Source organism: Pseudomonas nitroreducens TX1 (assembly GCF_000313755.1).
Classification (GTDB): Bacteria; Pseudomonadota; Gammaproteobacteria; order Pseudomonadales; family Pseudomonadaceae; genus Pseudomonas; species Pseudomonas nitroreducens_A.
Window position 1 is genome coordinate 107,546 of record NZ_AMZB01000121.1, and the last position, 25,793, is coordinate 133,338.

Consider the following 25,793-nt stretch of genomic DNA (forward strand, 5'->3'; position numbering starts at 1 on the left):
CTCAGGATGTATGCGTGGCGCGCCGACCGATCGCCCGCTCGACGCTCTGCTGGCAGCGATGCAGCGCCTGTTGAAATAGCTCACGACGAGTCACTAGCCGCGCTGTCGGTCCGACGATTGCGATCGAGTACCGACCCAAATAGGTTTCCAGCGTGATCGCAAACGAGCTGAGTCCCTCAATCAGCTCGCCATGTTCTTCGGCAACGGCGCCCTCAGCGATCTGGTCGAGCTGCTCAAGCAGCGTAATCCGGTCAGGCGTGCATGGAGTCACGATCGGCAGCGGGTCGGGCAGCAGCTGTTGCCGCCACTCATCGGCCAGGACCGCCAGCAGCGCCTTGCCGCTCGCAGTCGCGTAGGCCGGCGCCTTGATACCAATGGGAAACACGACACGTAGCTCACGCTCGGCCACGACGCGGTCGACCACGTAGGCTTTAGCGCCGACCAGCGTGCTGACGCAAACCGACTCGCCCAACTGCTCGGAGAGCTCGAGCATGTAGGGCTTGAGCAACGTGATGATGTCTGTCTGGGTCTGGCTGATCAGCTGCCCGAGTGCCGGCCCCAGGCGGAAGCCGCCACTGGCGCCAAGGGTCTCGACCAGGTACTCGGCCTCCAGCGCGGTGATGATGCGCTGCACCGTGGAGCGGGGCAGGTCGACGATCTGCGCGATGGCGGCCAGGCTCAGTCCCTGGGGGTTGTCGCCCAGGGCCCGCATGATCGCTCCTGCGCGGGCGATTACCTGGATACCGTTGTGCCGGCCGGCTTCAGCGGCCTGGTCTGTCTGTGTCATGGCGTCCTCTTAATGTACTGCGCCCACTTGGGTTGGGGGCATTTTCCAGCAGCCTCGCAAGGGTGAACAGGCATTCTTGAACGTTGCGGACCAGAGTTGCCAGTGCTTTGTTTAGGCCTGTTACATATTCCGAGCTGCCTCTACTGAATCGCATAGTGATACACTGGACCGCTATATGGTACAGACTTTGTGCATTTGAGGGAGAGGCAACAGGTGAATCACCGAAAAGCTAAATCGCGCGTATGGCATTCCATTCCGCTGGCGGCACTGCTGCTGGCCGGCTGCGTGGAGTCGGACAAGCCGCAAACCGCGGCGCCGCCGCCGGAAGTGGGGGTCTATCGGGTCGAGGCACAGGCGTTGACGCTGACCACCGATCTGCCTGGGCGCACCAGCGCCTACCGCATCGCCGAGGTCAGGCCGCAGGTAACCGGTATCCTCCAGCAGCGCCTGTTCACCGAAGGCACGGAAGTCAAGAAGGGCCAGCAGCTGTACCAAATCGATCCGCGCACCTACGAGGCGCGACTGGCGCGCGCCGAGGCCAACCTGACCACTGCCGAGAACCTGGCCCAGCGCTATGAACGGTTGCTTAAGACCAGCGCGGTTAGCCGCCAGCAATACGATGACGCCATGGCTGCGTGGAAGCAGGCTCAGGCCGAGGTGCAGGTCGCGCGCATTGACGTGCAGTACACCAAGGTGCTGGCGCCGATCTCCGGGCGCATCGGCCGCTCGGCCGTCACCGAGGGCGCGCTGGTCACCAATGGCCAGGTGCAGGAGCTGGCGACCGTTACCCAGCTCGATCCGATCTACGTCGACGTCAACCAGCCAATCACCAAGCTGCTCGGCCTGCGTCGCGCATTGGAATCAGGTCGTCTGCAAAGTTCTGGAGATAACCAGGCCGAGGTCAGTCTGACGCTAGACGATGGTAGCGCCTACCGGCTGCCGGGCACCCTGAAGTTCTCCGAGGTCAGTGTCGACCCGACCACCGGCTCGGTGGCCCTGCGCGCCGAGTTCCCCAATCCGGACCGCAAGTTGTTGCCGGGCATGTTCGTGCATGCGCTGCTCAAGGAAGGCACCCAGCAGGATGCGCTGCTGGTGCCGCAGCAGGCTGTGAGCCGCGATACACGCGGCGTTCCCAGCGTCTGGGTGGTCAAGCAGGACAACAGCGTCGAGAAGCGCGAAGTCGAGACCCTGCGCACCGTCGGTAATGCTTGGCTGATCGGCAAGGGCCTCGCCGACGGCGAACGTGTGATCACCGAAGGCACCCAGCACGCCCGCAGTGGCGTCACGGTAAAGCCAGTGGAGGCCAGCAACGTCCATCTGGTTACCGAGTTTGGCGAGCCCACTGCTGCCACAGCCCACTGAGGAGCTAGACGTTCATGTCCCGTTTTTTCATCGACCGGCCGATCTTCGCCTGGGTGCTGGCCATTGTCGCCATGCTCGCCGGCGCGTTGTCGCTGGTGAAGATGCCCATCAGCCAGTATCCCAACATCGCCGCCCCGGCCGTCGCCATCGCTGTGTCCTATCCCGGCGCCTCGGCGCAGACCGTGCAGGACACCGTGGTGCAGGTGATCGAGCAGCAACTCAGCGGCCTCGACGGCTTCCGCTACATGTCCGCCGAAAGCGCCTCCGACGGCAGCATGACCATCATCGTGACCTTCGAGCAGGGCACCGACCCGGATATCGCCCAGGTCCAGGTGCAGAACAAACTGCAGCTGGCTACACCCAGGCTGCCTGAGGAAGTGCAGCGCCAAGGGCTGCGCGTGGTGAAGTACCAGAAGAACTTCTTCCTGATCATCGGGCTGGCGGACAGCACCGGCAAGATGAGCAACTTCGACCTCGGCAACGTGATCGCTTCGCAGTTGCAGGACCCGATTTCGCGCATCGACGGCGTGGGTGACTACATGCTGTTCGGCTCACCCAATGCCATGCGCATCTGGCTTGATCCGGCCAAGCTCAACAGTTACCACCTGACCCCAGGCGATGTTGCCGACGCCATCCGCGAGCAGAACGTACAGGTCTCCTCCGGCCAGCTCGGCGGTTTGCCGACCCGCACCGGTGTGCAGCTCAACGCCACGGTGCTGGGTAAGACTCGCATGACCACTCCTGCCGAATTCGAGGAGATTCTGGTCAAGGTCAAAACCGACGGCTCGCAAATCCGCGTCAAGGATGTGGCCCAGGTCGCGCTAGGTGCCGACAACTTCTCTATCTCGAGTACCCATAACGGCAAGCCTTCGGCCGGCCTGGCCTTGCGTCTGGCCTCCGGCGGCAACCTGCTCGAGACCGTTGAAGCCGTGAAGGCCGAGATGGAGAAGCAGAAAGCCTATCTGCCCGAAGGCATCGAAGTGTTCTACCCCTACGACACCACCCCCGTGGTAGAAGCCTCCATCAGCTCGGTAGTGCATACCATCGTCGAGGCGGTCGCCCTCGTCTTTCTGGTGATGTACCTATTCCTGCAGAACTTCCGCGCCACCCTGATTCCGACCCTGGCGGTGCCTGTCGTACTACTTGGCGCCTTCGCGCTGCTGCCTTATTTCGGACTCAGCATCAACGTGCTGACCATGTACGCGATGGTGCTGGCCATCGGCTTGCTGGTGGATGACGCCATCGTGGTGGTGGAAAACGTCGAGCGCTTGATGCATGAGGAAGGGCTGACGCCACTGGAAGCCACGCGCAAATCCATGGGGCAGATCCAGGGTGCGCTGGTGGGCATCGGCCTGGTGCTGTCAGCGGTATTCGTGCCCATGGCCTTCTTCGGCGGTTCGGCGGGGATCATCTACAAGCAGTTCGCCGTGACCATCGTGCTCTGCATGAGCCTCTCGGTGCTGGTGGCGCTGATTTTCACCCCGGCGCTGTGCGCCACCATTCTGAAGAAGCCCAAGGGCGATGCCCACCACGAGAAAAAAGGCTTTTTCGGCTGGTTCAACCGTACCTTCGACCACGGCACCAACCGCTTCGAGCGCGGTGTCGGCGGCATGCTAAAACATCGCGGCCGCTACCTGCTGGCCTTTATGTTGATCACCGCCGGCACTGGCTACCTATTTACCCAGATTCCCAAGGCGTTCCTGCCCAACGAGGATCAGGGGTTGATGATGGTGGAGGTGCGGATGCCGGTGAATTCCTCCGCCGAACGCACTCAGGCAGTCCTGCAGGAAGTAAGCGATTACTTAGGTAGTGAAGAAGATCATCTGATCGACCATGTACTGAGCATCAATGGCTTCAACTTTGCCGGACGCGGCCAGAACTCGGGCCTGACGCTGCTCATGCTCAAGGACTGGAGTGTGCGCCAAGGCGACGGGGAGGATGTCTTTAGCCTGGCCGAGCGCGCCAACGCCCGCTTCGCCCAGATCAAGGACGCCACTGTAATGGCCTTTGTGCCGCCGGCAATTCTGGAAATGGGTAACGCCATGGGCTTCAACCTGTTCCTCCAGGACAATTCTGGCGTGGGCCACGCAGCGTTGATGGACGCGCGCAACCAGTTCCTGCAACTGGCCAACGGGCATCCACATCTGCGTGCGGTCCGCCCTAACGGCAAGGATGACGAGCCGCAATTTCAGCTCAACATCGACGACGAGAAGGCCCGCGCCCTGCAGGTCAGCATCGCCTCGATCAACGAGACCATGAGCGCCGCCTGGGGCTCGATGTATGTCAACGACTTCATCGACCAGGGACGCGTCAAGCGCGTGTACATCCAGGGCCAGGACGATTCGCGCATTTCTCCGGAAGACTTCGGCAAGTGGTACGTGCGCAACGCCCTGGGCGAGATGGTGCCGTTCTCGGCCTTCGCCACCGGCGAGTGGGTATTCGGCTCGCCCAAGCTGGAACGCTACGGTGGTATCTCCTCGGTGGAAATCCTCGGTGAGCCGGCGCCCGGCTATAGCACCGGCGACGCCATGGTCGCCATCGCCGAGATTATGAAGGAACTGCCCCCGGGCATTGGCCTGAGCTACACCGGCCTGTCCTACGAGGAAATCCAGACCGGTGACCAGGCGCCCATGCTTTATGCGCTGACTGTGCTAATCGTGTTCCTCTGCCTGGCTGCACTTTATGAAAGCTGGTCGGTACCGGTGTCGGTGATGATGGTGGTTCCGCTGGGCATTCTCGGCGCGGTACTTGCCACGCTGATGCGTGAACTGAACGCCGACGTCTACTTCCAGATTGGCCTGATGACCACGGTCGGCCTGTCGGCGAAGAACGCCATCCTCATCGTCGAGTTCGCCAAGGATTTGTATGAGAAGGAAGGCATGCCGCTGGTCGATGCTGCCGTTCATGCGGCCAGGCTGCGGCTGCGGCCGATCGTCATGACGTCCTTGGCATTCACCTTTGGCGTACTGCCTATGGCTCTGGCCAGTGGCGCGGGTGCCGGCAGCCAGCACTCGATCGCCACCGGTGTGGTCGGCGGAATGGTCACCGCCACCGTGCTCGCCGTGTTCTTCGTGCCGCTGTTCTACGTCGTAGTGGTCAAGTTGTTTGAAGGACGCAAGAAGGCTCAGGCCGATGGCGAAGGAGAATCCGCATGAGACTCAAGCATCTGACCGTCGCGATGACGCTGGCGCTGTCCGGCTGCAGCCTGATTCCTGACTACCAGCGCCCGGACATGCCGGTGCAGGCGCAGTGGCCGGAAGGCGCGGCCTATGAACAGGGCGCAGCGGCGAGCACCACTACCGCCGAGCTGGGCTGGAGGGAGTTCTTCGTCGATCCGACGCTTCAACGCCTGATCGGCATCTCGCTGGAGAACAACCGAGACCTGCGCCAGGCGGCACTGAACGTCGAAGCCTTCCGCGCGCAGTATCGCATCAGCCGTTCCGATCTATTCCCAAGCATCGGCATCGACGGCAGCGGCCAGCGCCAGCGTCTGCCGGCCGACCTGTCGAATACCGGCGAGGCGGATATCGCCAGCCAGTACGGTGTAACGCTTGGCGTCAGTGCCTACGAGCTGGACTTATTCGGACGCCTGCGCAGCTTGGAGGAAGGCGCGTTGGCGCGCTACCTGGCAACCGAGGAGGTGCAACGCAGCGTGCAGATCGGACTGGTCAGCGAGGTCGCGATGGCCTACCTGACCTGGCGCACCGATCAGGGCCTGCTGGAGCTGACCCACGACACGCTCTACAGCTATGGCAAAAGCCTGAGCCTGGTGCAGGCCGCCCACGACGTTGGCACGGCATCGGCATTGGATGTGCGTCAGGCCCGCAGCCTGGTGGAGCAGGCGCGCGTGCAGTTCGCCCGCTATTCGCGCCTGGTCGCGCAAGATGCCAACCTGCTGCGTCTGTTGCTCGGCACCGAGCTGCCGGCCGATATCACGGATGAACCCGGCAGTGATCGCATGTTCGCAGAATTGCCGGTGGGCATGCCGGCCGACCTGCTGCTACGCCGCCCGGATATCATCGCAGCCGAGTTTCGCCTGCATGCGGCCAACGCCAACATTGGCGCAGCACGCGCGGCGTTCTTCCCGAGCATCCGCCTGACAGCCGCCGCCGGCACCCTGAGCGGTGAGCTAAATGGCCTGTTCGAGGGCGGTTCGGGCACCTGGAGTTTCATGCCACAGATCAACATCCCGATCTTCACCGCCGGCCGGCTCAAGGCCAACCTCGATTACGCCGAGGTGCAGAAGGACATCAACATCGCCGAGTACGAACAGACCATCCAGACCGCATTCCGCGAAGTCGCCGATGGCCTGGCCGCACGCGGCACCTTCGAAGAACAGCTGCAGGCCCAGGCCGACCTGACCACTACCACCCAGGAATACCTGGAACTGGCGCAGCAGCGCTATGACGAGGGTGTCGACAACTACTTGGCCGTGCTCGATGCGCAACGCGAACTGTTCTCTGCCCAGCAACAGCTGCTCAGCGACCGACTGCTGCAGCTCAACAGCGAGGTGCAGCTGTTCCGAGCGCTCGGCGGCGGATGGACGGAGAACATCGCGCACAGCGACGAGTCCGCGCAATAAAAAGGCGGTCGGCGTTACGCCGGCCGCTATGACACCGTTTGATTGTTTTGGAAGTCAGAGGAGAAAAAGCATGAAAATCCGCTTCGCACTGTCGTTGGCAATCGCACTTCTTACCGGCACAGCCACCGCTGGCGCCGCCGAGTTTTCTGGCGCGCTCGGCATGACCGGTCAAGGTGACATGAGCTACCGCGCCGGCCTGGCGTTCGACTGGGACAAAACCTGGCTGAACAGCGGTACCGGCCAGCTGACCGGCTACTGGGACGCCGCCTACACCTACTGGGAAGGCGGTGACGATTACGCGGGCGCGCACTCGCTGTCCTTCGCCCCGGTGTTCGTCTATGAGTTCAGCGGCTTCAAATACACGCCCTTCTTCGAAGCCGGGATTGGCGTGGCATTCTTCTCCAAGACCGATGTCGGCGAGCAGCAATTGGGGTCCTCGTTCAACTTCGAAGACCGCATCGGCGCCGGCCTGAAGCTGCCGCACGAGCAAAAGGTCGGCATACGCGCCATCCATTATTCCAATGCCGGCATCAAACAGCCGAACGACGGAATCGAATCCTACTCATTGTTCTACAACAAAGCCTTCTGATATCTGGGGCTTCTGCGCCGGACGGAGTCGCAACGTGGTAATCACCTTGCCGCAATTGTCCCTTATACCTAGTACGTTGTGTCGCAGCGATTTCGTCTGCGCGCTGCCCTCTGTGTTGTTCCCCCGCAATTACTGATCATTCGTGACCTGTCGCACCGCCGCAAACTGCTGGTGAGCTCGTCTACAACTTAGAGGCGGTAACCTGATGGACTACGGAATATCGTCCAGTCGCAATTGGCAGCACATCAATGAGATCCGAACTCAGAAAAATGCCTGCCGCATGGTGCCGGCGGTGGAAGGGCGCTATCCGGCCAGGAGCAGACAGGGCTATTTACTCTGAATGCTGCACAAAAGGATGCATTTGTTCAGCCATCTGGCTGCACTGGCGTAACAGTGCGTTTAGCACGATTCGCAGCTTGCTCACGTCGTACTCGTTGGTGGAGATGGCCTCCGCACTCGCTTCGTAGAACGCATCGGCATAACTTTCCTTGAAGTCGAGTGAGCCTTGATAGATATCCAATTTATCTTTGTAGTTCGTCCAAGTTACTTGCGGTAGTTTGCGGCCTTTCAATCGCAAGTCCAGGTAGCATTCGATCGCTGCAGCTCTGCCATTGATATCCGCGTTGGAGACCCCGCCGGGCCCTCGTGCGGGAAAACTGCGTAGCTCCTCTAGGTCAGGAAGTACCATTGCGCACATGTTCACAGGGAAGTTGAAACGCTGCAGGCTGCGGAACGCATCGTACCCTTCTGCATCGTTGTCGAAGAGAAACACAACTCGGTTGTGGACATCGATTTTGACGAGCCCTTCAGCGAACTTGGCTAGGTTGCCCGTACCAGAGAAAGGGTGCCGATCTGCCACCTCCATGAACCTGAAGAAGTCCTGAACCTCTGGGAGAAGGAGCGTAATAGCGCGTTTCAGGATGTAGGTGTCAGATGATCCTTCCGTTGCGATTAAGTACGTTTGGGTGCGACGTGCGCCGGCGACAAAATCATTGTTCTGTGCCCAGCCTGCACTGACGAAGTTACCGTAGTCCCAGACGACCTCAAGGTCTAAATTTTCTGGGTTCTCGGCAAGAACTCTTAGCGTTGAATAAGGGCTGAGAAATCCGAGCAGATTGCCAAAATGACTCCGCTCAGAGTACCCACCGGTGTCTCGATATAGAGCACCCGCTGGCAGTTGCTCAATGGCGGGCTCGTTCGAGAATAGTCCACGTTTTTCCCCGTGCTCCTCGTCGTAGTTTGGGTTGTACTCGTCGCTAAGGCTGCTCACGGAATAGGTTCGTATGAAGGCTACGAACTGATCGAAATCTAGCAGTGCAGATGTGCTAATTCCCTCAGGATCATCCGTCTCGTGTTCCAGCAATACGAGGCGATCGTATTCAGTCTCGACCGCTGTGAGCGTATAACCGAGCAGCTCAAGTCTCGGAACGAGCGACCTAAGAGAACGACAAAAGCATATTTCGCACTGAGAAACGTCCTCGTCGGGATGTTGCTCGTAATACTCATAGCTGATGTTTCTATGACGTCGACGCTGACGATCTGACTCCTGGAAGAGCATCCCATGGTCGACGCCCATATAAGTAGTGTTGTAGGTGAGTTCAATGTCGCCCACGGTTAACGTGATGGGTGTACTCATTGGGATTCCTAATGATGCTCCACTGGGCTCGACTCTATCTGTCGATTCGAACCCTTAGCCTTCTGGCTCGCTCTTGGAAAGCTGTCGCGCCTCCTTCAAGAATTTCGCATACAGATTGCCGAATCTCCTCGTTTTCCAGTCCGCCTGACATGTAGCTGATCGGAGGCAGGCCACCATCTGCATTGGGACCTGACGTAGCCACGATGATCTGATCGGCGTCGGTATTGATGACCAAGTTTGCGTTATGGGTGACCATGATCACCTGGCGTTTTGCCTTCGCAGCGATGAAAAGCGACACCAACTCATCGAACACCGACTTGGGGTCTAAGTTTTCTTCAGGCTGGTCGATGATCAGGGGGCGATCGTCCGCATCATCTAGCGCTAGATACAGGAGCAAAAGGACGATGCCCCGCGTTCCTGGAGAGAGCTTTCGGATATCGACGCCGTCGTATGAAATTTCATAGCGAACGGTCAGGTGATCTGTCCCAAAAAGCCAATGTGCGAACTGCTTCGACCAGGCACGAAATTCGGCTTGCTGGGACTGTACATAAGGCGCATGTGTCAGGAGATCCTTGCTGTACTTTTCCATGAAGGATGTCATCGCCTCCTGTACTTCTGGCGCCGAGCCAGTTTCCCACGCTGCCTTTAACTCTTGGACGGCTGCTTTGATCAGTGATCCGCGGCCATAGAACGGACCAGTTTTCCGTCTATCAAGCAGTTCCTCCTCGGCGATTGTTCCCCAGCTCTCAACATCGGCTATTCGGCGAACCGAGAAACTGAGTTTTTTGAGGGTGCCGGACGATGCTGCGAGCCTGGCCATCAATGGCTCATACAGGCTGGCCAGCGCGTTCTGCTCGTTAATAATGGCGTCGAAAACTCGTCCGTAAGTGTCATTGCGCTCAGCTTGCAAGGCCTTGCGACGGGTCTCGGCTCCAACTGCATCAGTGAGGCGTGATTCGAGTGCCTGAAGTGCAGTGCTTTCCTGCGCAATGCGTGCTGCTAACGTCGTGTACTGATTCCGCACGATGTTGTCGGCACTGAACAGCGCCTCAAGGCGCGTCATCTCAGCCGCGATGGGCGCTAGCGGGAGCTTAGAGAGGTCAGTAGCGTCATGAATCAGAGGGACATTCGGATCGCCAGGCGGCGGTGGAATGCCGTGTAGCTTGCGTACTTCTTCGTCGGCCCACTTGATGTATGAAGCAAGGCCTTCATCGACGTTGCCCTTATACACCAGCAAGAAATCGTCCCACTGCTGATCGCTTAATCCGCTATTCGAATGGCGCTCCCGGGCTTGGCGAAGCATCTCTGGTGCACGTGCCGCGCGCATGCTTCGAACTTCGTCCTGTAGCGCTTCATAGGTGCGACGTTGATTGCCGAAAGACTGGATCTTGGTACGAAGGCTTTGAGCCAACTGGCTGAGTTGGGTGTGGCGATTAACGTGAGTTTCAGTACCTTTGACGACCAGCTTTGCCAGGTCAGTGTTGTAATCAGCGATCAGCTTCTTCTTCTGAGCGACTTGGGTAGTCAGAGCAGCTACGAGGCCTTCCTTTTCAAGCTCGGTGGCAATTCGACTTGAGATGTCTTCTAGGGCGCCGGCTTCGCGCTCACGAGCCTGCTGGAATCGAGCAGTGAGCTGATCTCGAAGCTCTGCGAAATCAATGGCACCATCGCGGTCGTTTGGCGAGTGTGAGTCAAAAATAACCCGCTCGATTTCCTCTACAAGACCATCAGAAACACCTTTAGCTGAGCAGAGCTCTTCGACGAACTGCTGAGACAGATAACGTGCCCGGGGAAATGACAAATGCCCATTCGCATCCCTGCCATCGAGGGTGCGCGTAATCGTTGCTCCACCGCCCCAGGTCAGCGTCGTCGAAGCATCGCCGAGTAGTTGGCGCGCGCGGGCAAGAAATGATGGGCTGATGGCTTCATCAGCACTCCATCCGAATGGCGAAATCGCCTCACAACCTGCGGCAATTATGTCTGCTAAGGCAGTCTTACCCGATCCACGTGCGCCAATGATTGCTACGAGCCCAGGGTTCAGCGGTATGTCCGGTGTTTGTAGCCAGTCTGCATCATTGATTCTGACGTGAGAGATGACCTGGGAGGGCATGGCCGTGCGGGGAGGTATTTCTCCGACATAGGCGCGGCCTTCGGGATCAATGCAGGCCTGGCGAAGAGTATCGAACTCCAACCCGCCTTTGATCCACGAAAAACGGTTGTCGACAGGTTGCCCTACCGATTGCTGGTCATGGGAGTCGCTCCCATGCAGGCAGGGTTTGCAGCCGTCATATCGACTACGCAAGTCAGTTGCGGTCGTACCAGGTCGCTGGCCAAGCCAGAACTCTCGCTGAGTTGGGCTGCTCGAGAAAATGATGTGGGCGAACTTCTCGATTTCCTGGCGAACCGTTGCATCGGCAGCCTGGCGCAACCCGGACGTGCCATCACCAGACCCGCCAGCTACCGCGATGAGAATATTTTTCTTTGCCCATTCACTTTCGTAAAAGACCTTTCTCAGCAGGTTGAAATTGACTTTGAACTGTGTTGCGCCGTGCCGCAGAGCTGCCTCATCGTCAATGATCGACTGGTCTGCGCGCTTGCCGAGCTTGATCAGCTCATCGCGTGTGCAGTCAAAATTGTCGTTGAAAGCTGGAAACTGAAGCCGCTTAAGAAGGCGCTTGACCTCAGACAAATGCGCCGGGTCTTCCGGGCTTACTAAAAGGTGGATGTTCACGAACCCCGACTTTGCAGCTACATCGAGGCGCAGCTCGATGTTGGGGAAAATCAGCTTCACACCCGGCAAACGGCCTGCGGCTTTGTGTCTGAGAATTTCTTCGTAGGTGTCCGTAACGTAGTAGTCAGTTACGGCGATTGCTTCGATCTGTGGCGTTAGCCTCTCGAGGCTTGAGAGGTAAGCTTCCCAAGGATCGGCAGACCCAAACTGATTGTTGAGCACGGTGCCAGGCGCATGAATATGTGGCTCCCACCGATGCCACTCTGAACCCCGACTAATCATCTGAAGTCCCCACGACCATAGTTTCCATACCCTGAGCGCGAAACGCGCTATCCGCTTTAACCCAATGCTGCATAGTCAGCTACGAATCGGAGCTGCTTGAGCAGGAGGTTTCAATAGTATGGCAAGGTGCCACTTTCTCCTGATGCTGTCCATGACAAGGATGGATCTGATGGTCGGGGCGGCTGAGACCGCTGGGGGATACGGTGGTCTGGCAAAAAACCAATCAATTATCTATGCCGAGATAATTCCCGCGATCCGTGGCCTGCTTGAGGAAAGTGAATCGCCCCAGGTTTTCTAGACACTTTCCAGGCTCTTGTTCCTAGACGCCTTGATCATGCCCAGAAGCTCTAGGCCTTCACGGTAGGCAATTGAGCAACGAGTAGTTTTGGCGTTCTCTTCTTCGATGAGGGATTTTGAAGCTGGGCTTATGCGTCGTCGATTGAGGCGCACATGCAAGGGGATCAGCTGATAAGCCCTACGCACCGCGCTTACGGAGGGCTCTAGAAGGGTCAGCGGCTATGGTAGATGATTTTCGAATCACCCATGAGGTCATCCACGCTCACCAGCGGAACGGACGAGCGAGCGCGGCCAGCACTGGTCTGGCTACGTCCTGTGGATATCTGGGATCTAGTCAGATACCCGTCAACACCCTTTTTGCCTGTCGACTTACCAGTCTGATGACATGAGGATTTCATGGATTCGCTCCGGGGTTGGGTTGGCGTCGCAGAGATTGGCTTTCCTGCGAAACGCTCCGCCAGCCGTCTTTTTCTGGGCTCTACACTGGCCATTATCGGACACCTCTACCAAAAGGGTCGTTCCGTCCGACGAAATGCTTTCCCAGCGTTGTGTATGACCGTCTACAGATAAACGCCAATCCAGGCCTATATCTTCTATGGACGACAGGTTATTCAATAAGTCTATTACTGATTGATAGCGTGAGTTGGGATCAAATCTCAAGCAATTCTTGATAATGGTCTTGAGTTTTTTCGGAACATGCAGAGGGAGCTGCGACAAATCCGGGTAGGTTCCTCTGCGCTGAGCAGCCGCCAATTCAGCACCATTCCCGAATGCACGTCTCTGATTTTCAAGGGAATCCAAACCAGCTAGTAAACGGTACAGGGTCAAGCCGGCCTGGTAGATGTCTGCACTATTATTGAAGTCACGTGTGTGGGCACTCTCGGGCGGTAGATGGTAGCGGTATGTCGCCTCAGGCGTAGCGAATCCATCTTCATCCATGTTCTTGGCGAAGCCGAAGTCAGACAGTAGGGCCTCATCACTGTCGGAGATCAGGATGTTGTCAGGCTTGATGTCGAAGTGGAGCAGCCCTTTGGAGTGTATGTTGTTCAGCCCGCTCAGGAAATGGATTGAGTAGCGAATGAGCTGCCTGCAGGTTAGCCCTTGTGCCTCAGCAACCTGGTGCAGCGATCCGTTCCGGTAGTAAGGCATGGCCATGTAGATGTGCTGCGCATCCTTGCAGGCGTACAGTACCTGCACCACATTCGGATGCGTGCTTTTGTAGAGCAGTTGCGCCTCAAGCAGGTACATCTCTTCATTGAAGCCGTCAGTTTTGACCTGCTTCACCACAAGCTCGGCATCCAGATGCTCGTCATGGACGACGTACACTTCGGAATTCTCTCCATTCTCGCCAATACGCTCCTTCCTCTGGAACGAAACCTGGGCCGTCTGGTATGGAATGATCATTTGGCGGCTCCTATGGCTACGAGAATGGCCTCTCGAACAGCCTGTGCCTTCCCTGCCGGCCAGCCTTCCACTCCCTCAAGCTCAGTCTCGCACTTCACGATCGAGTTAAACTCATCAGAGGTGATACCCAGTCGCGCACTGATGCTTGTCTTTCGTCCCACGAAATAGTTTTTGATGCTGCTGCTTGCGAACGACTCCATGAACACGGCCTCTAGGTAAAACCGGTCAGCGTCTTGGTTCTGCGAGTTACCCTCTGCGACCCGAATTCCCGCCGCGTCGACTTGGTACTCCCGGAGGATGTCGAGGATGCTGTGGCGAGCGAATTTGAGCTGCTCTGGCTTGTTCAAAATCTGAGGAATGATCAAGAACTCGACGTTCAAAATTTGCTTGGCTTCATCATCGTAGATGACGAACGTAGCCTTTTTGGGCTCAGCGCGGATTCCAAGTGATCGCATGGCGTTCCCTGCAGCTAGTGGAGGTTTCTGGAATACATTTCTGGCCGCACACTAGCATTACAATGTCAGCCATCACCATCCCCTAAAGTAGCCTCCGACTGCGCAATGCCTGGCACTGCGAGATAACCTCAGCGTGCTTTTGACTTCACGGCTAAAGGGTTGCCCTTGATTATGTAGCCACTCGACGACCGCTTATGGCCGGTTGCTGCCCCTGGGGAAAGGCCGCTACCGACCCAGGCTGTGTGAAAACGTCGTTCTCGCCTAGAGTTGCTGGAGTAACGTCAGCGGGGGCGGCGTATGAAGCGATTCATCGAAGAGGTGAGCCGAGCACAAGTCAGCTTGCTTCCCGAATGCCTGGATGACTTCGTCGCCGAAGACAACCCAATCCGCGTGGTCGAAGCCTTCGTCGAGCAACTCGATCTGGTGGCCCTGGAGTTCGATGGGGTCACTCCTGCCGTAACCGGGCGACCGTCCTATCACCCCGCCGTGATGTTGAAGGTCTACATCTACGGTTACCTCAACCGCATTCAATCCAGCCGTCGCCTGGAGCGCGAATGCCAGCGCAACCTCGAGCTGATGTGGCTGACCGGGCGACTGGCTCCGGACTTCAAAACCATTGCCGACTTCCGGCGTGACAACGGCAAAGCCATTCGCAATGTCTGCCGGCAGTTCGTCGTGCTGTGTCGCCAACTCGATTTGTTCTCCCAGTCGCTCGTGGCCATCGACGGCAGCAAGTTCAAAGCGGTCAACAACCGTGATCGCAACTTCACCCACGGCAAGTTGCGCGCTCGGATGGAGCAGATTGAAAAAAGCATCGACCGTTATCTGGCCGCGATGGACACCACTGACCGAACTCAATCCGATGTCGCCGAAGCCAAAGCCGGCCGCCTCCAAGAAAAAATCGAGAAACTCCGCCAGCAGATGCAGGCGCTCAAGGAGATGGAGCAGCAGCTACGTGAAGCACCGGATGGGCAAGTCTCGCTCACCGATCCGGATGCACGCTCAATGGCCACCAGCGGCAAAGGTACCGGCGTAGTCGGCTACAACGTGCAGACGGCGGTCGACACCCGGAACCACCTGATCGTTGCGCACGAAGTCACCAACGTCGGCCATGACCGTGCGGCGCTCGCCTCGATGGCCGAGCAGGCTCGAGAGGCCACCGGGTCTGAACACCTTAACGTCGTTGCAGACCGAGGCTACTTCAGCGGGGTGGAAATCCTCGCGTGCGAGCAGGCGGGAATTACTCCCTTCGTGCCCAAGCCGATGACCTCCAGCAGCAAGGCTGAAGGGCGTTTTGGTAAACAGGACTTCGTCTACATAGCCGCTGATGATGAGTACCAATGTCCTGCTGGGCAGCGTGCAATCAAGCGCTTCTCGACGGTGGAAGATGGCCTCGAGCTGGATGCTTACTGGAGTTCTGCCTGCCCGAGCTGCCCGATACGTAGCAGCTGCACCACGAGCAGTTATCGCCGACTCAAACGCTGGCGGCACGAGGCGGTACTGGAGGCCATGCAGCAGCGGCTGGATCGCGAACCAGAGATGATGAGCGTGCGCCGCCAGACCGTGGAGCACCCGTTTGGCACGCTCAAATATTGGATGGGCGCGACGCACTTCCTGACCCGAACACTGCCCCGAGTCAGCACGGAAATGAGCCTGCATGTGCTGGCCTACAACCTCAAGCGGCTGATGAGCATCTTTGGCGTCACCGGTGCGATGGAGGTACTGCGGGCCTGAGGTCTGCCATTTTCCTATGTCTCCCCACCACAAACTGCCGTAGATCGCCGCAGAAGGCACTGGCAGCGGTTAACAGCCTGTGGTCGATCCAGTCGCACGCTCCTTCGTGACCCAATCCCATATGCGGCTCTGGTGTACGCACTTCGTAGTTTTCACACAGCCTGGACCCAAAGCGGACATCATGGCAAGGAAAGGCAGGAAGCCATTCTCTCCATCACCCCCTTCGCTGCGCGGCTGCTTCTGCCGGGAACTGCTTACCGCGATAGCGTATGCTCGCAGGAGGGGTAACGATCATGGAGTGAATTATGAGTAGACGCTACCCGTCGCTCAGAGTCCCGTTAGGTGCAGTGTTTCCCTTCATGCTGATGTCAGTCGATCGCATCTACGCCGTAAGCGTGCTGATCATCTATGGCGTATGCGGGACTGTTCTACCCGATACTGACCAATTCAATTGCGCCTCCAAGGCATCATTTGGCTGTCACGGCCGTTGTCTCGATTGGACTAAGGGCAATTGTCCATGCGAATGGTGATACTGAATTGTTCGGGCCGTGAAAATCTGGGATTATCGGGATGTCACCATTGTGGCTGCTCTGCCTGAACCCCATCTCCTGCTGAGCATCCGAATGATGAATGTTTCCTTTAAGTACCCGGCTTCGGCCGGGTTTCTTTTTTTGTTGGCCAGTTTCAGTTGGGACCTGCCAAACTCCGCGGTTATGGTCTTGGCCACGCTTGAGCGCTGCTATCATCTTCGCGGGTAAAGCAGAAGCTATCCCCTAGCAAATGGCTGAGGATGCCAGAGCGGCAGTAGCTCTTAACCTTTCATTGAATGCTTCCGATCCGATGAGGGAGCGAGCAGATGTGCTCGAACCAGATCGGAAGAGGTTCAGTGAAATGCTTTCGGCCCTCATTTCAACCGGACGCCAGTGCTCGAGAATCCTCTGTCGCCTCGTGCAACGGCGGCTGCGGAAGGTTATCGGGCGCAACCTCGAGAATGCGCAGGGCCCCACTCATCACACGACTGAAAACCGGCGCGGCAACCTTGCCGCCGAAGTAGCCGTCGCGGCTGGGCTCGTCGATCATCACTGAGATGGCGATGCGCGGAGCGCTGACCGGGCCGAAGCCGACGAACATCGAGCGGTAGGCGTTTTCCCGGTAGCCGCGCGCACCGGTGGCGGCCTTGCGCGCTGTGCCGCTCTTGCCGGCCACGTGATAGCCGGGCACCCGGGCGCGATGGATGCCGTGGGGCGATTCGACCACCTGTTCGAGCATGGCCGTCACGGTGTGCGCGACCTTTTCCGGAATGACCTGCTCGGGGCGCGGCGCGCGCTCGCGGCGCACCAGCGACAGGGGCATCATGCTCCCGCCATTGGCCAGGGTGGCATAGGCGTGGGCCAGCTGCACGGCGGTTATCGACAGGCCGTAACCGTACGAAAGCGTGGCCGTCTCCGCTGGCCGCCAGCGCGGATAGGCTGGCAGGTTGCCGACGCGCTCGCCGGGGAAGCCCAGACCAGTGTACTGGCCCAGGCCCATCCGTTGCATCACGTCGTGGATGGCTTGGCCGCCGATGTCGAACGCCACCTTGCTCATGCCGACGTTGCTGGAGTTGATGAGGATGCCGGTGAGGTCGAGTATGCGGCCCTCGCTGCGGGTCACGTCGCGAATGGTGTAGTGGCCGATGCGTAGGCTGCCGGGCCACACTTCGACCTGGTCAGACGGCCGCCAGCGGCCGCTTTCCAGGGCGGCGCACATGGAAATGGGCTTGACGGTGGAGCCTGGCTCGAACACGTCGGTCAGCGCGCGGTTGCGGATGGCCGCGGGATCCAGGCCCTGGCGGTTGTTCGGGTTGAAGCTGGGCTGGTTGGCCATCGCCAGCAACTCACCGGTACGCACGTCGATCATCACCAGGCTGCCGGCCTTGGCGCCGAACTGGTCCAGCGCCCGCCTCAGTTCGCGGTTGGCGAGGTATTGCAGGCGCAGGTCCAGCGACAACGCCAGGTCCTTGCCGGGCTTGGCGTTGCGCACGACCTGCAGGTTCTTCACCACGCGCCCGTACAGGTCCTTGAGCACCAGGCGTCGGCCGGGCACCCCGGACAGCCAACTGTCGAAGGCATATTCCACGCCCTCCTGGCCGTGGCCGTCGATATCGGTGAAGCCGACCACCTGGGACGTCGTATCGCTGGCCGGGTAGAAGCGCCGATACTCTTCCCGCGCATAGACGCCCGGCACCTTGCGCGCCAGGATGGCCTGCCCGACCACCGGCGGCAGGCCCCGCTCCAGGTAGAAGAACTCGCGTTCGCTGTTGGCCTGCAGGCGCGCCGCGAAGGCCGCAGGCGTTTGGCCCAGGGCATTGGCGAGTTCCGCCCAGCGCTCGGGGGCCGCGGCCAGTTCCCTGCCGTTGGCCCAGAGGGTGAGCATCGGCGTGCTCACCGCCAGGGGCTCTCCCCGGCGGTCGGTGATCTCGCCGCGATGGGCGGGAATCTTCAGATAACGCAGGCTACGCGCATCGCCATGGGCCTGCAGGAACTCGCGCTGATGCAATTGCAGTTCGAGCAGGCGCCAGCAGAGCACGGCCGAAAGAAGGCCGAAGAGCAGGATGACCAGGCGCAGGCGCCAGGGGTGGCTGAGGCTGGGTGGAATGTTCATTGGGCGACGCTGTCCGGGCGTTTCACTGGGCTATCTGTCGACCTGGGGCGCTGAAAGGGGGGCAATGTACCACGTCATCCGGACTGGCCTGCTTCGGGCGTTCGGCCCGCGAGGCTGACGGTCGTTGTGCGTTGGGCCGAGCGCCGGCTGGCAGGCTCTGTCGTTACGCATGGTCACTCGGGCGGTCGACCGAAATCCTGAACCCCACTGTCAGCAGTCGGTCGACCGGATTGTCGCCGTATCCAGCACGATTAAACGGGCGGTTCAGCGATTACTTCAAACACGACAACGAAGCGAGGATCAACCCATGCAGACTCAAGACTACGAGGCCTGTTTGCAGGCGTGCACAGACTGCGCCGTCGCTTGTGAGCGATGTGCCAGTGCATGCCTGGGCGAAGAAAATGTGCGGTCGATGGCTCGATGCATCGAGCTGGATCGCGATTGTGCCGATACTTGCCGTCTCGCCGCATTGCTCATGGCCAGAAACAGCTCGTTGGCCAAAGACGCCTGCCGGCTCTGTGCATGGATTTGCAGGGCATGTGGCGAGGAGTGCGGCAAGCACGAGCATGAGCATTGCCACCAGTGCGCGGCGGCTTGCCGACTCTGCGCCGAGGCTTGCGAGCGGATGGCAGCCTGAAGTCTCGGGCACCGGTAGCGGATGCAATCGGTGCCTTGGGGGCTCAGGCCTCGCGTTCGGTGCTGGCGATGAGTCGCGAGTCGGCCAGGGCGGCTGTGCGATGCACCGTTGCCGCACGATATTCGCTATCGGCCAGCATGCTCAGGAACGCTTCCCTCGAGGGGTAGCGCACCAGCAGAATTTCGTCCCATCGCTCGTCATCCGGAGCGATGAGCGCCACATGGGCGTCTGCCAGCAGCCGAACCGATCCGCCGACTGCGGCGACTTTCGCCCCGGCGACGCGGGCATAGCGGGCATAGGCCTCGCGGCCGGTGCAGGGGGACGCTCCCTCATCTGGCGGATAGTCGGCTTCGGTCCGGTAACGCAGCAGATTGAGCATCAGTATCGGCTTGCCGGCCGGCATTTCCTCGGTGAACCGGGCAAGTTGTTCGCGGCTTGGATTCAGGCTGGGCATGGCGTCGCTCCGGAAGGGGTGGGGATGACGTTGCTGCCGAGCGAGTTGGGTGGTCAAGGCCTATGCATGTGCTGAATGGCGCCGGATGACCCTGAGGCGGATCCTGGATCGGATCGTTCACTTCGCGCGCGCAGGCTCCCTTCCCTTGTCCTGACGCATGACGAAAGCCCCCCAGGCCAGCCCCAGCGCCGCGGCGAAGGTGGAGCCGATCAGTACGCCGAGCTTCGCGGGGCCGAGCAGACTGGGCTCGGAGAAGCCGAGCATGGCGATGAAGATCGACATGGTGAAGCCGATACCCGCGAGCAGCCCGATCAGGATGACGCCTCGCCAGGTGACCCCGCTCGGCAACGCACACCAGCCCAGGCGCACCATCAACCAGGTGATGCTGATGATGCCGAGTGGTTTCCCGACGATGAGCGCGGTGGCCACGCCCAGCAGGACCCAATGCGGCGCCTCGGCAGCCAGGTCGATGCCCTGGAGGCTGACCCCGGCGTTGGCAAGGGCGAACAGGGGCATGATGCCGTAGGCGACCCAGGGATGCAGGGCCTGCTGAACGCGTACCACGGGCGGGACCAGTTCGCGTTGTGCATGGCGCAGGCTCTTCAGGGGTGGCATCAGGTCGCTTGCGTCCTGTTCCGGCGATTGAGCCCGGCCGATCAGTTCGCCGGTAATGCGCGAAACACGCTCCAGGGGGCGCTCCCGCATCGGCATGCTGTACACCGGTGTCATCAGGCCGAGCACCACGCCAGCCAGGCTGGGATGCGCCCCGGTCATGAGCAGGCCGGCCCAGGTCACCGCACCCGGAAGCACATAGGCGTAGGCGGTTCCGACGCCGATCTTCTGCAGGCCGAGCACGAGCAGGATGCCCACTGCCGCGATGGCGAAGCCACTGTAGTCGAGGCCTCCAGAGTAGAAGACGGCGATGATCAGGACCGCGATGATGTCGTCGATGACGGCCAGCGCCAGCAGGAACACCCTGACGTTGGCGGGGATGGATTTGCCCAGCAACGCCAGCACGCCCACCGCGAAGGCGATGTCGGTGGCCGTCGGTATGGCCCAGCCCGAGTGCGCGGCGGGGGTGTGGTTTATCGCCAGGTAGATCGCTGCCGGCGCCAGGACACCACCAACAGCCGCTATCATGGGTAATGCCGCCTGGCGCAGGTTGGCCAGGGCACCCTCATGGATTTCCCGGCGGATTTCCATGCCGACGACCAGGAAGAACACGGTCATCAACCCATCGTTTATCCAGAAGTGGAGCGAACGCGAGAACGTGAAGGAGCCGATTCCGATGGACAGCGGAGCGTGCCATAGGGCGTCGTAGCTATGAGCGGCCGGGGAGTTCGCCCACAGCAGGGCGATGACGGCTGCGACCAGCAGGACGGCGCCACTGACGGCTTCGATATGCAGGAAACGTTCAAGGTTGGCGAAGGCGCGTTCGGCCATTCGCTGGGCACGGGGCAGGGGATTCTGTTGCATGCGCACAAGCTCTCCGCGCGGCGGCCCGACCTGCGCATTGACCTGTCTCGCCACCCTTGCAGCAGACACCCGGAGCGCAAGTCTACAGGACCCTTTCGCGGTCAGTGAAGTACCAGCGCTTCACGTTCGCACCGTTGCGTAAGCGTCATCACGCTGGCTGGAGTGTCAGGATTCGCTCGGCGAAAAAAGCGCCCATTTCCCATTTGCGGTAGGGATAGCAGGCCATGCTTGTTACCCTTGATAGGTTTTCCGCTGTGCTTCGGCACACAGATTCAAAGGAGAAAACCCGCAATGAATGCCCCATCCAAGCCAAGGAGTACCCTGAATCCACCGGTGTTCTACAGCAGTGCAGTGCTTATCCTGGTACTGGTGCTCTATGCCTCCGTTTTCCAGGAGCAGGCACAAGCGTTGTTCAACGACGTGCAGCAATGGATCATCACCAATGCCAGTTGGTTCTACATCCTCGCGGTGGCGCTGATCCTGATCAGCGTCGTGTTCCTGGCGGTCAGTCGCTATGGCGATATCAAGCTCGGCCCCGACCACAGCGAGCCGGAGTACCGAAGCAGCAGTTGGTTCGCCATGCTGTTTTCCGCCGGCATGGGCATCGGCCTGATGTTCTTCGGCGTCGCCGAGCCGGTTATGCATTTCACCACGCCGCCGGTGGGTGAACCGGGCACGGTAGCCGCCGCGCGCGAAGCGATGAAGATCACCTTCTTCCACTGGGGCCTGCATGCCTGGGCGATCTATGCGATGGTCGGGCTGATCCTGGCTTACTTCAGCTTCCGCAAGGGCTTGCCGCTCACGCTGCGCTCGGCGCTCTATCCGCTGATCGGCGAGCGCATCCATGGGCCCATCGGCCATGCCGTGGACATTTTCGCCATCCTCGGCACCGTGTTCGGCGTCGCCACTTCGCTGGGCTATGGCGTGTTGCAGATCAACAGTGGTTTCCACCATCTGTTCGGTTTGCCGGTGAACCCCTCCGTGCAGATCGTCCTGATCGCCATTACCTGCGGCCTGGCCACGCTTTCGGTGGCCAGCGGCCTGGATAAGGGAATCCGCATTCTTTCGGAGCTCAACCTGGGATTGGCGGCGGTGCTGCTGCTCTTCGTGCTGTTGCTGGGCCCCACGGTCTTCCTGCTGCAGACCTACGTACAGAATACCGGCGCCTACCTGTCCGATATCGTCTACAAGACGTTCAATCTCTACGCCTACCAGCCCACGGACTGGATCGGTGGTTGGACTCTGCTGTACTGGGGCTGGTGGTTGTCCTGGTCGCCTTTCGTGGGTCTGTTCATCGCGCGCATCTCGCGTGGCCGGACGATTCGCGAGTTCGTCTGCGGCGTGCTGTTCGTGCCGGCCGGTTTCACCCTGTTGTGGATGACGGTGTTCGGTGACTCGGCGATCCACATGATCCTCACCGATGGCGTGCAGGACCTGGCGGCGATAGTCGACCAGGACAGCTCACTGGCGCTGTTCGCCTTCCTCGAGCATTTCCCGCTGTCGAGCGTGGTGTCCATGGTCGCGGTACTGATGGTGGTGGTGTTCTTCGTCACTTCCGCCGATTCCGGTGCCCTGGTGGTGGACATGCTGGCCTCGTCCGGGCATGACCACTCGCCGCTGTGGCAGCGCATCTTCTGGTCGGTGAGCATCGGCGTGGTGGCGATTGCGCTGCTGCTGGCCAACGGACTGAAGGCACTGCAGACCGCGACCATCGCCAGTGCGTTGCCGTTCTCCATCATCCTCCTGGCGTCGATCTGGGGATTGTTCCGTGCGTTGCACCTGGACGCAACCCGCCGGGGCCTGCGCAACCAGGCACTGCCGTCGCCGCGCCAGGCGCCCCATGCCCATGGCGGCTGGCAGCGGCGTCTGCGCAACATCGCCATGTTGCCGCGGCGTGCCCACGTGACGCGCTTCATCGCCGAGGTGGCGAGGCCGGCGTGCGAGGAGGTCGCCGTCGAATTGCGCAAGCAGGGCTACGAGGTAACGGTGAGCGAACGCGAAGACGGCCGTGTGAGCCTGGAGCTGGACCACGCCGGCGAAGGCCGCTTCCTCTACGAAGTGCGACCGCGCGCGTTCACCACACCCAGTTTCGTCATGCGTGACACCGAGGAGAGCAGCGATGCGCGCAAATACTTCCGTGCCGAGGTGCATCTGCGCGAGGGTGGCCAGGACTACGACATCATGGGCTGGAGCCGCGATGACGTGATCAGCGACATTCTCGATCAGTACGAAAGGCACCTGCACTACCTGCACGTCGTCGGCTGAATGAGCGCGATTCGCTGCGCTAGAGGGGCCGGGACGTTTCGGTGGTCGTCTCGCAGGCCCAGAAATCCATGGCCGGGGTCTTCGTCGTCGGTGGCCCCAGCCAGTGCGCCAGCGCCTGGCATCCGTGTTCGGTGCACAGTTGGTAGTCGCCGGCCTCGGGCGTGCGCCCGGCGTGCAGCGGTTGCAACGGTGGAAGGTGGCGCCGGTAGTGCCAGGCGCCGTCGCGCAGGACCGCACCGTCCGGAATTTCCATGCCGGCGCCGTTGCCGCGCACTCTCGCCTCGCCCAGCAGCAGGCCGGCAGAGGTTACCTGGTAGTCCTCCTCCCAGCGGATCTTCTCGATGCTGTGCTGCCAGGCCAGGGTAAAGTGCTGCAGCGGCAGGCTGGCCCAGACCACCACGGCCAGCCCCAGGCACAGGCCGGTCATGCCGGCTGCCCGGCCGCGCCGCGATGGCGCCACAGGTGCCAGCCGAGCACCGCCGCGCCCAGGGCGAAGCCGGCTTCGTCGCTGATCGGCAGGGCGAGGATCAGCAACAGGCCGGCGGCGAACGCCAGGCCGCGCTCCCACCATGGCATGGGTGCACTGAGGTGGCCGATGGAGGCCATGCCCCAGAGCACCACCGCGAAGATCGCCTTGACCAGCATGTAGAGCGTGGCCGCCCAACTGTCGCCCTGCATCATCAGCGCCGGGTCGTAGACCGCCATGAAGGGCACGACGAAGCCGGCCAGGGCGATGCGCACCGCCCAGAAGCTGATCTTCAGCCCCTTCTCCTGGGCGATGGGGGCGGCGGCGAAGCAGGCCAGGGCCACCGGCGGGGTGAGGTCGGCGAGGATGCCGAAATAGAACACGAACATGTGCGAGACGATCAGCGGCACGCCCAGCTCCAGCAGGGCCGGGGCCGCGATGGAACTGGTGATGATGTAGTTGGGGATGGTCGGGATGCCCATGCCCAGCACCAGGCAGGTGAGCATGGTCAGCACCAGTGAGAGAAACAGGTTGTCGCGACCCAGGTCGAGGATGTAGCCGGCGAAGGTGGTGGCTACCCCGGTCAGCGAGATGACGCCGATGATCACCCCGACCAGGGTGCAGGCGATGCCCACCGGCACAGCATGGCGGGCGCCTTCGGCCAGGGCCATGACGCAGGCCCGCAGGGTGGCGTGGCCGCCGCGGATGAAGAAGCAGGCCAGTGCCAGGGCGGCGATGACCAGGAAGACGATGCCGATACCCAGGCGGAAGAACCCCGAGCAGAGCACCCCTAGCGCCACCCAGAAGGCGATGCGCAGCCAGGTGTTGCCGGCGCGCAGGATGATCGCCGAGCCGAGGATGACAATGGCAGTCAGCGCTAGGCCGACCATGCCCGAGTACAGCGGGGTACGCCCGGAAAACAGCAGGGCGATCAGCACCAGCAGCGGGATCAGCAGGAACCAGCGCTGGCGCAGCGCGCCCCAGGCGCTTGGGCATTGCTCCGGCGGCAGGCCGTGCAAATGGCTGCGCCGGGCCTCCAGGTGGACCATCCAGTACACCGAGCCGAAATACAGCAGGGCCGGGATCAGCGCCGCCTTGGCCACCTCTGCGTAGGGCACGTTGATGGTCTCGGCCATGATGAAGGCCACCGCCCCCATCACCGGGGGCATGATCTGGCTGCCCATGCTGGAGGTGGCTTCGACGCCGCCAGCGAAGGCCGGCGAGTAACCGAAGCGTTTCATCAGCGGAATGGTGAACTGCCCGGTGGTGACCACATTAGCCACCCCGGAGCCGGTGATGGTACCCATCAGCGCCGAGGAGAACACCGAGACCTTGGCCGGTCCGCCGCTGCGGTGGCCGAACAGGCCCATGGCGAAGTCGGTGAACAGGCGGATCATCCCGGCCTGTTCGAGGAAGGCGCCGAATAGGATGAACAGATAGATGTAGGTGGCCGACACATAGGTGGGCGTGCCGTACAGGCCCTCCGTGCCGAAGGATAGCTGGTTGACGATTTGGTCGAAGCCATAGCCGCGGTGCGCCAGGTCGCCCGGCAGGTACTGGCCGAGCAGACCGTAGACGAGGAACAGGGCGCAGATGATCGGCAGGGCGATGCCCATGACGCGCCGGGCGGCCTCGAACACCAGCACGATCAGTACCAGGCCGATGAGCATGTCGCCGTGGGTCAGTTCGCCGGAGCGCTGGATCAGGTCGGCCTCGAAGAACCACTGGTAGGCCGCCGTGGCCATGCCCCCCAGGCCCAGCAGCCAGGCTAGCGGCTGCCAGGGACGGCCATGGCCGCGCGCCGGGTAGCACAGGTAGACCACCAGCAGCAGGAAGCCCACGTGCACCGCGCGCAGGACCTGGGTGGAGATCAGCGGAAAGGCCGCGGTGGCGACCTGGAAGATCGAAAAGGCCAGGGCGACGGCGAACAGGCTGGTGGGCCAGCGCTCGGTGTCGGCATGCAGGCCGTGGGCGGTATCGCTCATTCGGGGTC

At 60.7% G+C, this 25,793-nt stretch carries 17 protein-coding genes; 7 read left to right on the plus strand and 10 right to left on the minus strand.

What is annotated here, in order from left to right; translation table 11 throughout:
* Position 1: 1 nt before the first annotated feature.
* A complete protein-coding gene (locus C167_RS0118925) occupies positions 2–787 on the minus strand; it encodes an IclR family transcriptional regulator (protein WP_017519866.1) in 786 nt (261 codons plus the stop codon).
* A gap of 213 nt (positions 788–1,000) precedes the next feature.
* On the opposite strand from C167_RS0118925, the gene C167_RS0118930 reads away from it, so the two are divergent.
* From C167_RS0118930 to C167_RS0118945, 4 genes are all read left to right on the plus strand, one after another.
* The gene (locus tag C167_RS0118930; protein WP_017519867.1) at positions 1,001–2,149 is read left to right on the plus strand and encodes an efflux RND transporter periplasmic adaptor subunit; all 1,149 of its coding nucleotides are present in this window, start codon (positions 1,001–1,003) and stop codon (positions 2,147–2,149) included.
* 14 nt (positions 2,150–2,163) lie between these two features.
* Entirely contained in the window at positions 2,164–5,304 is a 3,141-nt protein-coding gene (gene tbtB, locus C167_RS0118935) for a multidrug efflux RND transporter permease subunit TbtB (RefSeq protein WP_017519868.1), read from the plus strand.
* Positions 5,301–6,731: a multidrug efflux RND transporter outer membrane channel subunit TbtM gene (gene tbtM, locus C167_RS0118940; protein WP_017519869.1), complete on the plus strand. Its 1,431-nt coding sequence runs from the start codon at positions 5,301–5,303 to the stop codon at positions 6,729–6,731. The genes tbtB and tbtM overlap by 4 nt, the downstream gene beginning before the upstream one ends.
* A 70-nt stretch (positions 6,732–6,801) precedes the next feature.
* Entirely contained in the window at positions 6,802–7,320 is a 519-nt protein-coding gene (locus C167_RS0118945; RefSeq protein ID WP_017519870.1) for an acyloxyacyl hydrolase, read from the plus strand.
* 331 nt (positions 7,321–7,651) lie between these two features.
* Here C167_RS0118945 and C167_RS0118950 read toward each other — a convergent pair whose 3' ends face one another.
* The 4 genes from C167_RS0118950 to C167_RS0118970 form a co-directional block, all read right to left on the minus strand.
* Positions 7,652–8,956 carry a HEPN/Toprim-associated domain-containing protein gene (locus tag C167_RS0118950; protein WP_017519871.1) on the minus strand — a complete coding sequence of 435 codons (1,305 nt, stop codon included), beginning with the start codon at positions 8,954–8,956 and terminating at the stop codon, positions 7,652–7,654.
* A gap of 34 nt (positions 8,957–8,990) precedes the next feature.
* Entirely contained in the window at positions 8,991–11,969 is a 2,979-nt protein-coding gene (locus C167_RS0118955) for a TrlF family AAA-like ATPase (RefSeq protein ID WP_017519872.1), read from the minus strand.
* A 666-nt stretch (positions 11,970–12,635) separates the two neighbouring features.
* Complete coding sequence (locus C167_RS0118965) at positions 12,636–13,670, minus strand: serine/threonine-protein kinase (protein WP_017519874.1); 1,035 nt, start codon at positions 13,668–13,670, stop codon at positions 12,636–12,638.
* Positions 13,667–14,125 carry a hypothetical protein gene (locus C167_RS0118970; protein WP_017519875.1) on the minus strand — a complete coding sequence of 153 codons (459 nt, stop codon included), beginning with the start codon at positions 14,123–14,125 and terminating at the stop codon, positions 13,667–13,669. Before C167_RS0118970 ends, C167_RS0118965 begins: the two co-directional genes overlap by 4 nt.
* A 297-nt stretch (positions 14,126–14,422) precedes the next feature.
* Between C167_RS0118970 and C167_RS0118975 the strand changes: the two genes are divergently transcribed.
* Positions 14,423–15,859: an IS1182 family transposase gene (locus C167_RS0118975; RefSeq protein WP_017519876.1), complete on the plus strand. Its 1,437-nt coding sequence runs from the start codon at positions 14,423–14,425 to the stop codon at positions 15,857–15,859.
* Positions 15,860–16,768: 909 nt separating this feature from the next.
* On the opposite strand, the gene C167_RS0118980 is transcribed toward C167_RS0118975, so the two are convergent.
* Positions 16,769–18,502: a peptidoglycan D,D-transpeptidase FtsI family protein gene (locus C167_RS0118980; RefSeq protein WP_017519877.1), complete on the minus strand. Its 1,734-nt coding sequence runs from the start codon at positions 18,500–18,502 to the stop codon at positions 16,769–16,771.
* A gap of 307 nt (positions 18,503–18,809) precedes the next feature.
* Here C167_RS0118980 and C167_RS35170 point away from each other — a divergent pair, with 307 nt between their 5' ends.
* Positions 18,810–19,139: a four-helix bundle copper-binding protein gene (locus tag C167_RS35170; RefSeq protein WP_015475640.1), complete on the plus strand. Its 330-nt coding sequence runs from the start codon at positions 18,810–18,812 to the stop codon at positions 19,137–19,139.
* A gap of 43 nt (positions 19,140–19,182) precedes the next feature.
* Here C167_RS35170 and C167_RS0118985 read toward each other — a convergent pair whose 3' ends face one another.
* Entirely contained in the window at positions 19,183–19,593 is a 411-nt protein-coding gene (locus C167_RS0118985; protein WP_015475641.1) for a DUF1330 domain-containing protein, read from the minus strand.
* 117 nt (positions 19,594–19,710) lie between these two features.
* A complete protein-coding gene (gene nhaA, locus C167_RS0118990; protein WP_015475642.1) occupies positions 19,711–21,069 on the minus strand; it encodes a Na+/H+ antiporter NhaA in 1,359 nt (452 codons plus the stop codon).
* A gap of 291 nt (positions 21,070–21,360) precedes the next feature.
* Here nhaA and C167_RS0118995 point away from each other — a divergent pair, with 291 nt between their 5' ends.
* A complete protein-coding gene (locus tag C167_RS0118995) occupies positions 21,361–23,334 on the plus strand; it encodes a BCCT family transporter (RefSeq protein ID WP_015475643.1) in 1,974 nt (657 codons plus the stop codon).
* A gap of 19 nt (positions 23,335–23,353) precedes the next feature.
* Here the strand turns inward: C167_RS0118995 and C167_RS0119000 are convergent, their stop codons facing one another.
* Positions 23,354–23,761, minus strand: a complete 408-nt coding sequence (locus C167_RS0119000; protein WP_017519880.1) for a DUF1850 domain-containing protein — start codon at positions 23,759–23,761, stop codon at positions 23,354–23,356.
* Positions 23,758–25,785 carry a TRAP transporter permease gene (locus tag C167_RS0119005; RefSeq protein ID WP_015475645.1) on the minus strand — a complete coding sequence of 676 codons (2,028 nt, stop codon included), beginning with the start codon at positions 25,783–25,785 and terminating at the stop codon, positions 23,758–23,760. The genes C167_RS0119000 and C167_RS0119005 overlap by 4 nt, the downstream gene beginning before the upstream one ends.
* Positions 25,786–25,793 lie beyond the last annotated feature (8 nt).

What these genes read in the sequence shown, in the direction of transcription:
- C167_RS0118925 (WP_017519866.1), bottom strand. Translation starts at nt 787, where the DNA reads ATGACACAGACAGACCAGGCCGCTGAAGCCGGCCGGCACAACGGTATC.
- tbtB (WP_017519868.1), top strand. Translation starts at nt 2,164, where the DNA reads ATGTCCCGTTTTTTCATCGACCGGCCGATCTTCGCCTGGGTGCTGGCC.
- tbtM (WP_017519869.1), top strand. Translation starts at nt 5,301, where the DNA reads ATGAGACTCAAGCATCTGACCGTCGCGATGACGCTGGCGCTGTCCGGC.
- C167_RS0118945 (WP_017519870.1), top strand. Translation starts at nt 6,802, where the DNA reads ATGAAAATCCGCTTCGCACTGTCGTTGGCAATCGCACTTCTTACCGGC.
- C167_RS0118950 (WP_017519871.1), bottom strand. Translation starts at nt 8,956, where the DNA reads ATGAGTACACCCATCACGTTAACCGTGGGCGACATTGAACTCACCTAC.
- C167_RS0118955 (WP_017519872.1), bottom strand. Translation starts at nt 11,969, where the DNA reads ATGATTAGTCGGGGTTCAGAGTGGCATCGGTGGGAGCCACATATTCAT.
- C167_RS0118965 (WP_017519874.1), bottom strand. Translation starts at nt 13,670, where the DNA reads ATGATCATTCCATACCAGACGGCCCAGGTTTCGTTCCAGAGGAAGGAG.
- C167_RS0118970 (WP_017519875.1), bottom strand. Translation starts at nt 14,125, where the DNA reads ATGCGATCACTTGGAATCCGCGCTGAGCCCAAAAAGGCTACGTTCGTC.
- C167_RS0118975 (WP_017519876.1), top strand. Translation starts at nt 14,423, where the DNA reads ATGAAGCGATTCATCGAAGAGGTGAGCCGAGCACAAGTCAGCTTGCTT.
- C167_RS0118980 (WP_017519877.1), bottom strand. Translation starts at nt 18,502, where the DNA reads ATGAACATTCCACCCAGCCTCAGCCACCCCTGGCGCCTGCGCCTGGTC.
- C167_RS35170 (WP_015475640.1), top strand. Translation starts at nt 18,810, where the DNA reads ATGCAGACTCAAGACTACGAGGCCTGTTTGCAGGCGTGCACAGACTGC.
- C167_RS0118985 (WP_015475641.1), bottom strand. Translation starts at nt 19,593, where the DNA reads ATGCCCAGCCTGAATCCAAGCCGCGAACAACTTGCCCGGTTCACCGAG.
- nhaA (WP_015475642.1), bottom strand. Translation starts at nt 21,069, where the DNA reads ATGCAACAGAATCCCCTGCCCCGTGCCCAGCGAATGGCCGAACGCGCC.
- C167_RS0118995 (WP_015475643.1), top strand. Translation starts at nt 21,361, where the DNA reads ATGAATGCCCCATCCAAGCCAAGGAGTACCCTGAATCCACCGGTGTTC.
- C167_RS0119000 (WP_017519880.1), bottom strand. Translation starts at nt 23,761, where the DNA reads ATGACCGGCCTGTGCCTGGGGCTGGCCGTGGTGGTCTGGGCCAGCCTG.
- C167_RS0119005 (WP_015475645.1), bottom strand. Translation starts at nt 25,785, where the DNA reads ATGAGCGATACCGCCCACGGCCTGCATGCCGACACCGAGCGCTGGCCC.